This window comes from Citricoccus sp. CH26A, from assembly GCF_000224415.1.
In the GTDB taxonomy this organism is placed as follows: Bacteria; Actinomycetota; Actinomycetes; order Actinomycetales; family Micrococcaceae; genus Citricoccus.
Genome location: NZ_AFXQ01000044.1, coordinates 1 through 9,358, shown reverse-complemented (window position 1 = coordinate 9,358; position 9,358 = coordinate 1). Strand labels below are relative to the sequence as shown.

At 54.9% G+C, this 9,358-nt stretch carries 7 protein-coding genes; 4 read left to right on the top strand and 3 right to left on the bottom strand.

Annotation, left to right across the window (positions count from 1 at the left end; genetic code table 11):
- Positions 1-615: 615 nt before the first annotated feature.
- Genes CITRI_RS19145 through CITRI_RS18165 form a run of 3 tightly spaced genes read right to left on the bottom strand, consistent with a single transcriptional unit; the run spans position 616 to position 3,924 of the window.
- Positions 616-1,596, bottom strand: coding sequence for a GDP-L-fucose synthase (locus tag CITRI_RS19145; RefSeq protein ID WP_010145835.1), 981 nt, complete (start codon positions 1,594-1,596; stop codon positions 616-618).
- The gene (gene gmd / locus CITRI_RS0115385) at positions 1,593-2,636 is read right to left on the bottom strand and encodes a GDP-mannose 4,6-dehydratase (protein WP_010145834.1); all 1,044 of its coding nucleotides are present in this window, start codon (positions 2,634-2,636) and stop codon (positions 1,593-1,595) included. Before gmd ends, CITRI_RS19145 begins: the two co-directional genes overlap by 4 nt.
- Positions 2,637-2,691: 55 nt before the next feature.
- Positions 2,692-3,924 carry a glycosyltransferase family 4 protein gene (locus CITRI_RS18165; protein WP_010145833.1) on the bottom strand — a complete coding sequence of 411 codons (1,233 nt, stop codon included), beginning with the start codon at positions 3,922-3,924 and terminating at the stop codon, positions 2,692-2,694.
- Between the two features lie 622 nt (positions 3,925-4,546).
- On the opposite strand from CITRI_RS18165, the gene CITRI_RS19140 reads away from it, so the two are divergent.
- Genes CITRI_RS19140 through CITRI_RS19125 form a run of 4 tightly spaced genes read left to right on the top strand, consistent with a single transcriptional unit; the run spans position 4,547 to position 9,066 of the window.
- The gene (locus CITRI_RS19140) at positions 4,547-5,716 is read left to right on the top strand and encodes a glycosyltransferase (RefSeq protein ID WP_255347905.1); all 1,170 of its coding nucleotides are present in this window, start codon (positions 4,547-4,549) and stop codon (positions 5,714-5,716) included.
- A complete protein-coding gene (locus CITRI_RS19135; RefSeq protein WP_083843490.1) occupies positions 5,701-6,732 on the top strand; it encodes an ATP-grasp fold amidoligase family protein in 1,032 nt (343 codons plus the stop codon). The genes CITRI_RS19140 and CITRI_RS19135 overlap by 16 nt, the downstream gene beginning before the upstream one ends.
- Positions 6,729-7,934 carry a lipopolysaccharide biosynthesis protein gene (locus CITRI_RS19130; RefSeq protein ID WP_083843489.1) on the top strand — a complete coding sequence of 402 codons (1,206 nt, stop codon included), beginning with the start codon at positions 6,729-6,731 and terminating at the stop codon, positions 7,932-7,934. Before CITRI_RS19135 ends, CITRI_RS19130 begins: the two co-directional genes overlap by 4 nt.
- A gap of 4 nt (positions 7,935-7,938) precedes the next feature.
- Complete coding sequence (locus tag CITRI_RS19125; RefSeq protein ID WP_083843488.1) at positions 7,939-9,066, top strand: CapA family protein; 1,128 nt, start codon at positions 7,939-7,941, stop codon at positions 9,064-9,066.
- The last annotated feature ends 292 nt before the right edge of the window (positions 9,067-9,358 follow it).

Below are 9,358 nucleotides of genomic sequence, written 5' to 3'. Positions count from 1 at the left end.
TGGTGGTCGGATTTGCCGACGTCCAGACCGACGAACACCGCCGGTAGTGGTTGCTCTGACATGACCGAGTCCCTTCTCCTGCACCGGCATCTGCACCTGCTGGCCGGCCGGAGGGTGGGCACGCTCGGCATCCACGTTACGAAGGTCCCAGCCATAGGCGGGTCGTGCCTCTATCAGCGATCCGTGACCACCGGACCGGTCCTCGGTGACAACACCCCCCGGATCATGGGTGACTGGGGGCAAACGATCATGCCCAGGACCGGCCGGTCAGCACCCCTCCATCCTGATGGACGGAGGAGCTACGAAGAAGGTAACGGGGGCTGGCAGTAGTCGCGAGGTCGCGAGTTTGTGTTTCCGACAGCGGTGTTTGCCTGACTGACGCGGTCGTTTCATTCGAATTGGTAAATAAAGCCCGAGTCATGACCGAGAAAACCCCAGTTTGAAAGCGTGTAGCATAAACCTACACGGAATTCAGGCCACCCTAATCCAAATTTAGACAGGCCAGCCTTAAAAGCCTCCTTAACTCATGAGGCCCCGCTAGTCATGCTAAATCAGCACTCCTAGCAGGGTCCTCAGGGGGTTAAGTCTATCAACAGAACACCTACAAGGTATGCATTACTGGCGTATATTAGCGACGTTTTGACGATACCAATTAACCGTGCGTTCTATTCCCTCTTGCAGGCTGATCTTCGCGGTCCACCCTGCGGCGGTTAGTTTTGAGACATCAAGCAACTTTTGGGGGGTCCCATCGGGTTTCGAGATGTCCCATTCGCTATCACCCTCGTACCCAACTACTGACGCGATCGTCTCGGCGATTTGTCGGATTGTTACGTCCTTACCGGTACCGACGTTGACCTGCTCTGGCCCGTCGAAGTTCTCCAACAGATACAGACACGCATCGGCCATATCGTCCGAATGTAGGAACTCGCGTCGAGGTGTACCTGTTCCCCAGTTTGTGACAGTGGAGGCGCCGACTGCAGCAGCTTCAGAATAGCGCCGGATTAGCGCGGGCAGTACATGTGACCCTTCCGGGCTGAAGTTGTCATTCGGACCGTAAAGGTTCGTAGGCATCGCCGAGATCCATGGCAATCCATACTGACGGCGTACGGCTTGGACGTTCAAGATGCCTGCGATCTTTGCAATTGCATAGGAATCGTTTGTCGGCTCGAGGTGACCCGTAAGGAGGGCGTCTTCACGAATAGGCTGCTCAGCGAACTTCGGATAGATGCAACTAGAGCCAAGGAACAATAGCCTTTCGACTCCTGCATCCAGGGCCGCATCCATAACATTTGATTGGATGCGTAGGTTATCACTTAAAAAATCCACTGGGTATGTGCTATTCGCCAGAATGCCACCAACTTTTGCGGCCGCCAGCACCACATACTTTGGTTTGACCTCACGAAAGAAGTGATGCACCGCGTCGCGTTGCTTCAAATCCAGTTCGTCGGATCGCAGTCCGACAAGTTTGGAGAATCCTTCTTTCTCCAAGCGTCGCCAAATAGCTGAGCCAACTAGACCACCGTGTCCTGCCACGTAGAAAGTGGCGTCCCTATCGAGCGGGCCCGGATTATATAACACGTTATCGAAGGCGGTCACAGTCCTACTTTCTCCGCCTGCCAGGACGGCAGTGAAACCTTGTCGATCCAGGGTCGTCCCTCGTGCTCGAGTGCCTCGATATCCGCATCCACCATAAGCTTGGCAAGAGAGAGCGCGTCGACTGTGGGCGTCCAGCCAAGTTCCGATTGCGCTTTCGCCGAATCTCCAATAAGCGCATCAACTTCAGTCGGCCGCAGGTAGCGCTCATCGAATTTCACATACTTCTGCCATTCGAGCCCTACGTGGCCAAAGGAGGCTTCCAGGAAGTCCTTGATTGTGTAACCGAGGCCAGTGGCGAGAACGTAGTCATCCGGGGAGTCGGCTTGCAGCATCCGCCACATGCCTTCGACATACTCAGCGGCGTAACCCCAGTCCCGAATGGCCTCCAAATTGCCCAGGTAGAGATCCTCTTGGAGCCCCGCCTTGATCCGGGAGACCGCACGAGTAATTTTGCGGGTTACGAACGTCTCGCCTCGGCGAGGTGACTCATGATTGAACAGGATCCCGTTTACCGCGAACATATCGTAAGCCTCGCGGTAGTTCTTGGTGATCCAATAGGAGTAGAGCTTTGCTGCGGCGTACGGTGAACGCGGGTAGAACGGCGTAGTTTCATTCTGGGGTGGGGGAGTAGCGCCGTAGAGCTCGGACGAGGATGCCTGGTAGAAACGTGTCTCCACACCGGACAGTCGCACAGCTTCCAGCAAGCGAATAGTACCTGTCCCGGTTGTGTCAGCCGTGTGTTCGGGCTCTTCGAAGGAAACGCGAACATGGGATTGAGCTGCGAGGTTGTACACCTCATCCGGGTCGATCTGGCTCATCAGAGTGACCATGCGTGCCCCGTCGCTTAGGTCACCATAGTGGAGAAACAGCCTTGCGTTCGGGTCGTGGGGATCCACGTAAAGGTGGTCAATTCGACTGGTATTGAACGTGGAGGCTCGGCGGATTATGCCGTGCACTTCATACCCCTTTGCGAGGAGAAGTTCTGCAAGATAGGAGCCGTCCTGCCCAGTGATACCGGAGATGAGTGCACGCTTGGTCATGACTTCTTCCTTAGGGTGCGAGAGCTTGAACACGGTTAGAGTACTTCATCTCAGATTACGGGCGTGACATTGAGTCTTTCGACATGCCAGTGACGACCGCGGTGAATTTCTGAATCGCGGATTCTGCGCTAAGAACTGCTTCCCGATAGGAACGACCATTCCGACCAAGCTGCTCACTTTGTCCCGCATTCGCAGACATGCTCATAACGGCATCGAGAAGCGCCTGTGGATCTCCCGCCGTTACTACTAGGCCAGCTTTGGCAGCCTTCACTTCCTCTGCCGTCACACCATTGGGATCAGTGGCGGCCACGATTGGACGGCCGGCGGAAAAATAAGACGTCAGTTTGCTCGGGACAGCCATCTCGGATACGCCCGCCTTTTCATTGACCAAGAGAATGTCAGCGGCAGATAGTGCGGCCGCAAACTGGGCGTCATCCAACGGCGGGAGTATGTCGCAGTTTCTTACATCCTTCGCAAGACGCGCTAAGCGTTCTCGTTCGCTTCCGTCTCCCACAAGCACAAATCGAATGGGGGCATGTTGTTCTTCCGCGAGACGCGCTGCTTCAATAACGTTTTCTAATCCCTGCTTAAGGCCCATGTTCCCGGTGTGGAGAATAATTGCCTCGTTGGGACCCCACCCATGTGATGCTCGGGTGTGACCCCGCGGAGGTGTAGGAAGATCACGCAAATGCGTCCAGTTTGGAATGACCGAGATTCGCTCGTTGGGAACATCCAGGACGTTTGTCAGATATGAGGCAAAACGCTCATGGATCACTACGACTCTGTCTGCGCGCTTGAAAACCTTAGACTCGAGCTTTGAGATTATTTTCGCCACTGTACCGTTCCCGCCTGTCTCGCTAACCCCAAGGGAATATATATCTTGGACCCATATAACAAATTTTTTCTCTTTTGGGATTCTCAACGAGGCAATCGCGCTAGAAAAAAGCGCGGGCGATACCGCTATATAGACGTCTGGCTGTTCCATCCCGGCGAACAGTAGTCGCAGGCCGAAAGCGATTTCTGAAATCAGGCGCTTGATACCCTTAGGTGAGGTGGGCACGTAGTGGAGTAAACGTGTGACGGGCACATCGTTGAGGTATTCGTGGGAAGTCCACGCGCTCCCCTCCCGAAGCCTCCATTCAGGGTAATGGGGGTGGGCTGTGAACACTCGGACGGCAATGCCCTGCTGACGGAGGCCTGTTGCCAGGCCCGTGGTGTAAGGGGCAATCCCGGTATGCTCTGGAGCGTAATTGAGACCTAAGATAGCGATTCGTGGACGTGACGTCATGGATATAGCCTATTGGAGGCCAAGCTGGCTATCGGGTTATGAAGGGGGGAGCCGTGAGAGACGAGGCAGCACGTGTCGTCAATTTGTCGATGGCCCCGGGTGAGCGTCAAAGCTGGGATAGACCACGCTGGGTTGTTTACCTATGGGGGGTCTGCGAACTCTTGCTGGTGACTAATCCCTGGCAGGTCAGTTCAGGCCTGCGGGTGGGCGTCCTGCGAGCCTTCGGAGCTGACATTGAAGAGAACGTGATATTTCGTCCCCGTACCCGAGTTCGATTCCCTTGGAAGCTCCACATTGGAGCGAGGTCTTGGATCGGCGAGGGGGTCTGGTTTCACAACCAGGATGACGTCTTCGTAGGCAGTGACGTCGTTATCTCTCAAGAATCGATGTTAACCACCGGCAGCCACCGTCACAGAGAGGACATGGCACTTCTGACCCGGCCAATTCACATTGAAGACGGAGCATGGATCACAAGCCGTTGTATGGTGCTTGGGGGTGCGCGAGTCGGTAGGTCTGCCTTGATTAAGCCAATGAATAGAGTAGAAGGCAACGTGCCGCAGAATGTGATTTGGGACAGGAACGAGATTGTCGGCCTCCGTTTTGCGTCTACAGGACCAACTCAGTGAGGGTCCTTAGGGTAGTCGCTGTAGCTAGTCGGAGGGGGAAATACGGAGGACCTTTCGACACGGCCATGAGGCAGTCAGCGTTGCTGAATGGTGTGGGATACCGTGCGCGTGTCCTCGCTGGAGCATTCGATGGAGATGGGCCGGAGGGATTACATAATCTCGACACCTTTCCTGTCCGGCATGCGGCTCGCTTGCGGTCATTTGTCGATGTTGCAGGGATGCGAATGTTCCCTTCCCTCTGGCAGGGCGTCCGCACTTCTGACCTCGTACATATCTCGATGGCACGTGAACCCGTACCCGTGATGGCGGCGTTCACAGCAGTCCTCACAAGGACACCGATGGTGTTGCAGCCGCATGGAATGTTGACCGGCCGCCTTAGCCTTAGTCACCGTATTCTTGACGTACTTGTTGTTCGGCGGCTTCTAGGTAAGGCCGCCCGAATCATCGCCCTAACCGATGTCGAACGCCGTCAGCTTGAAGCCTGGTCGAGCGAACTTGCGGGCCGTATTGATGTGATCGGAAACCCTCCTCCGTCAGAGACTGGCCCCGATACGTTGAATACCGATCATTTCGCTGATGCCCTATTCGCGGCCAGGTTGCATCCACGTAAGCGCGTCTTAGACTTTGGACTAGCGGCCAAGACTGCATCCTCTAATGGCTGGAATGAACGCTATGTAGTACTGGGTCCGGACGAAGGGGACCTATCTGCCCTACTGAGACTTGCACAAAACACCAACTTACTGCGATACGCCGGCGCGACCGATAGCGCCGGCGTTTTGGAGCGGCTAAAGAAGAGTCGTACCTTCGTTCTCACTTCAGAGAGCGAGCCTTGGGGAAATGTCGTTGTTGCAGCGCTTTCTCTTGGAAAGCCTGTTGTCATCACTCAGTCAAGTGCGCTCGCAGCATTGATTGAATCCTACGGTGCGGGGCGAGTCGTGCCCGACGGAGATCCAGAGGCAATTGCCGGCGCAGTACATGAGGTCCTGAAGGAAGAGAATTATGCCGAATACTGCAGACGCGCCCAACGTTTGGCGCAAGCAGAGCTGTCGGCAGACGGGGTGAGGACGGCATTGCTTAGGACATACGAATCTGCTTCGCAATCTGCAGACCCATCTGCACGAAAAGGTAAGTGCACTGACAAGGAGCAGCAATGGTCGCAAAAGTGATTCTCAATCGACCATGGTTGCGTCAGGGTGTTCTGACCAATGTGGGGCGGACACTCATTTCCGTCGCCGCTGCCCGCACTGTTGTCCGACCCGATCAGACGATCCTAACCATCCGAAAGTGGTATTCAGACAAGAAGGTTCTTCCGCTGCGCTGGCGTCCTCACTTTCTCGACTATTTGGAAATTCACCATGCCATGAAGAGCCACGTAGGTCGATTTCCGAATCTTGTAAATCCTGAAGATTTCAATGATAAGATCCAGTGGCTGAAACTTTTTGATCAGCGAGAAGAGACGGTCATTCTTGCCGATAAGGTCCGAGTCAGAGACTGGGTTGCAGAACGCATTGGTCCCGAATACTTGATCCCTGTAATACAAATTGCAGACCACCCACGCGAACTGGACCGGGCGGCGCTCGGCACACCTCCCTATGTGGTAAAAGCGTCGCATGATTCCGGGTCTGCGCAGATCGTCCGGAGTCTAGATGATGACAGTTGGGCAAAAATTACCAAGCGTCTGAGTGCTGCGGTTCGGCGACGGTACGGAACCTGGAACTCCGAATGGCCTTACCGATATGTTCGCCCGAGAGTGATTGTCGAAGAATTCATCGGCACCGATGATGCGCTTCCGGTTGATTATAAATTCAACTGTGTTAATGGGGAGATTAAGTTAGTCCGCATCTTTTGGGACCGTGGTCAAGGTGCCAAAGTCTCGACGGTGTACGAGGACGGAACGCAGGCGGATATTCGAGTAAATCCAGACTACGAACACCAGGAGTCTTATCCGCTTCCTCCCAACTGGTCGGAACTGTGTGCATTGGCTCGCAAACTGGCCGAAGGAATCCCATTTGTACGCGTGGATCTGTACTCGACAGGTAAACGCATCTATTTCGGTGAAATGACCTTCCTTCCACAGGGCGGTCTTTATCGTGGCGGAGACCAGCGTGCGCTTGGTGATCTAACACCGATCGATCTAACGGGTTACAGGGAGCCGATTGTCGGGCGAATATTCACGCCATGAAGCTGCTACGGCAACTGGGCTCGATGGGGGGCGCCAGAGGATTAGAAGCACTGATCCAAGCAGTACTTCTTATTCTGCTTGCGCGTGAGCTTGGACCTACACTTTTCGGTATCGTCGCAATTTATCACGCTGTCCACTCTGTGATTTTCATCGTCGTTGGGATGAACACTGCGACGTTCGTCGTGCGCGAAGAGGCGCTCGGGCGTCCCGACCTCGCCCACGGAGCGCTGCGGATGAACTCAATTCTCTTGACTTGTGCATTAGGCCTCCTATTGGCCGGCTCGCTGTATGTAGCCGACAAGCCACTTATTTGTCTCGCGGTTGCAGCAAATGCATTTGGCGCGTGGAGCCAGCAGCTGGGTGATAACCGACTTTCTTTAGCTCTAGCCCATCACAAAGTGCGCCCGTCTGTCACGGCTGTTTCAGCGAGATCCATTTCGTCACTACTTGTGTTCTTAGGTCTCCTTTCGTTGCACGCTAATGCCGCACTCGCATTTGGGGTAGCGCGGGTTGGCGCGGGTTTGGTGGGTCTAGGCCTTGTTTTTCTCCTGGTCCCGCGGGCCGGCAAGATCGAGAAGGCTTCGGCACGTAGAGTGACCCGGGAGCAATTCCCCCTTGCCGTTGCCCCGGGGGTTGCCGCGCTACGGCAATTCGATACAGTCATTGTTACGTTGATTTCTGGTCTTGCTGCGAGCGGGCTCTACAGTGCCGTATCCAGAATTGCATCTCCATTGGTGCTATTTTCTGCAGCTATTAATCCCGTTGTTATCCCGCGGGTTGCGAAAGCGCCGCAGGACAAAGTAGTCAAACTCTTTGATCTGCTATTCGTGGGGCTCATCCTGCTGACTCTCTTGCCGCTGGCCCTTATACCTTGCGCGGAGTGGATGGTCGTATCTATATTCGGGCTTGAGTTTTCGGGTGGTGGGGTCGTGATGATCTGGATGCTCCTGAGGGTCGGAGAAGTGACGATTGGTCCAGTTCTTGCCGGCATACTTCAGGCCCGCAGACTAGACCGTACGGTGGCGGTGAACGCGGTTCTTTTTACGGCATTCATGCTTATAGGAACACTGGTAGGGGCACTACATTCAGGTGCAGCTGGTGCAGCGGCTGGTGTCGCTATTGTCGGCCTTCTGGGGCGCACGCGATTGTGGTTAGTGGGACGACGTTTGCTCCGTAACTCAGAGGGTCAGACGAAAGGTTGAGAAAATGAAGGTATTTGTCGGTGGGGACGTCGCCAATGCGTCTCAGGCGTCGGGGAAAATTATTGGTGCCGGCCTAGAGAATGTTGTGCAGGCTGCAGATGTATCCATTCTCAATCTCGAGGGCCCGATCGACGGGGCTGGTCATAAAGAACCCAAAGTAGGGCGCCACATCCATAACTACCGCGCTACGGTTCGGGGTCTTCATGAGCAGGGAGTCGATCTATTCCTCCTGGCGAATAACCACATCATGGACTTCGGCAGTCCCGGCCTTGAGGCAACGATCGCAGAAATTGAAAAGTCTGGGGCTAGATACATGGGGGCAGGGCCGCATGCAAGTCGTACGGCTCCCACGTTGATTCTAAGCGTGGGTGAGATCAAACTTGGTTTGCTTAACGTCTGCGAAGCACAGTTTGGGGCGACTTGCTCGAATGAAGCTAATGCGAGGGCCGGTTATGCTTGGATCAATGACCCTTTGATTGAATCATGGATGCACGAGCTCCGTGAACAGGCCGATTTTGTCATCGTCCTTCCGCATGCCGGTCTCGAGAATGTTCCCATTCCCCAACGGTACTGGCGAGATACTTATCGCTGGTTTTGCGACATTGGGGCTGATGCCGTTGTGGGAGCACACCCTCATGTCGCCCAAGGGTTTGAACGGTACCGCAATGCCGTAATTTTCTACAGTGTCGGAAACTTTTACTTTGATAACGCTCAGGGGCTGGGTGATCCGGAAAGCGGATTTTCAGTGCTGCTTGATTTCGAACCGGGGCGGCCAATAGAGTTTGAGCTCGTGCATCACCGGCGTAGCGGGAATCTTGTGGAGGTTGCCCCTGAGAGCGACCATGTTGATGTTGAAAGTCTGTGCAGAATGCTCGGAGCAGAGTACGCACAGATCCACGATCATGTAACCCGGGAGAAATTTCCTCTCCTTCGACGGATGCTCTTGACTGGCGTGGGGCATTTCCCGAATGACCCAGATATCGGTCGATCATTAAGGCGCCGAATCAAGGGCCTCCTGCGACGCCCAGTCGATCGTCGAGACATGTTGCTCCTCCACGCCCTAAGGAACGAAACCTGGCGCAAACTGGGTGAGGAGTATGCCAAACTAGAGGCTCGAACGTACCGAGAATAGTGCAAACGGCCATGCTGGCGCATGGCCGTTTCGGGTAGCGGGAGTCCATCTACCTGGTGTGTGATCTCGTCACTTCGTGGACACCGGATCTCTCCACTTCGGAGACACTGAATCTCAGGGCATCGTGCACGACTACCAGAGCGTCCTCGTCGTGTTCGTCGGCTTTTCATCCAGCGGTGAAGACTTCCGGGACCTGGTCTCGGCGTTGGGCGAACTGCGCCCGGAACTCAGCGTGCTTGCGGGCCCACTGTTTGGTCGGGTTCGCTACATGCACGCCCTGGATTGCGTAGGA

Excerpts from the sequence above, each read along its gene's own strand:
- CITRI_RS18165 (WP_010145833.1), bottom strand. The coding sequence starts at position 3,924 with ATGACGTCACGTCCACGAATCGCTATCTTAGGTCTCAATTACGCTCCA.
- CITRI_RS19125 (WP_083843488.1), top strand. The coding sequence starts at position 7,939 with ATGAAGGTATTTGTCGGTGGGGACGTCGCCAATGCGTCTCAGGCGTCG.
- CITRI_RS19130 (WP_083843489.1), top strand. The coding sequence starts at position 6,729 with ATGAAGCTGCTACGGCAACTGGGCTCGATGGGGGGCGCCAGAGGATTA.
- CITRI_RS19135 (WP_083843490.1), top strand. The coding sequence starts at position 5,701 with ATGGTCGCAAAAGTGATTCTCAATCGACCATGGTTGCGTCAGGGTGTT.
- gmd (WP_010145834.1), bottom strand. The coding sequence starts at position 2,636 with ATGACCAAGCGTGCACTCATCTCCGGTATCACTGGGCAGGACGGCTCC.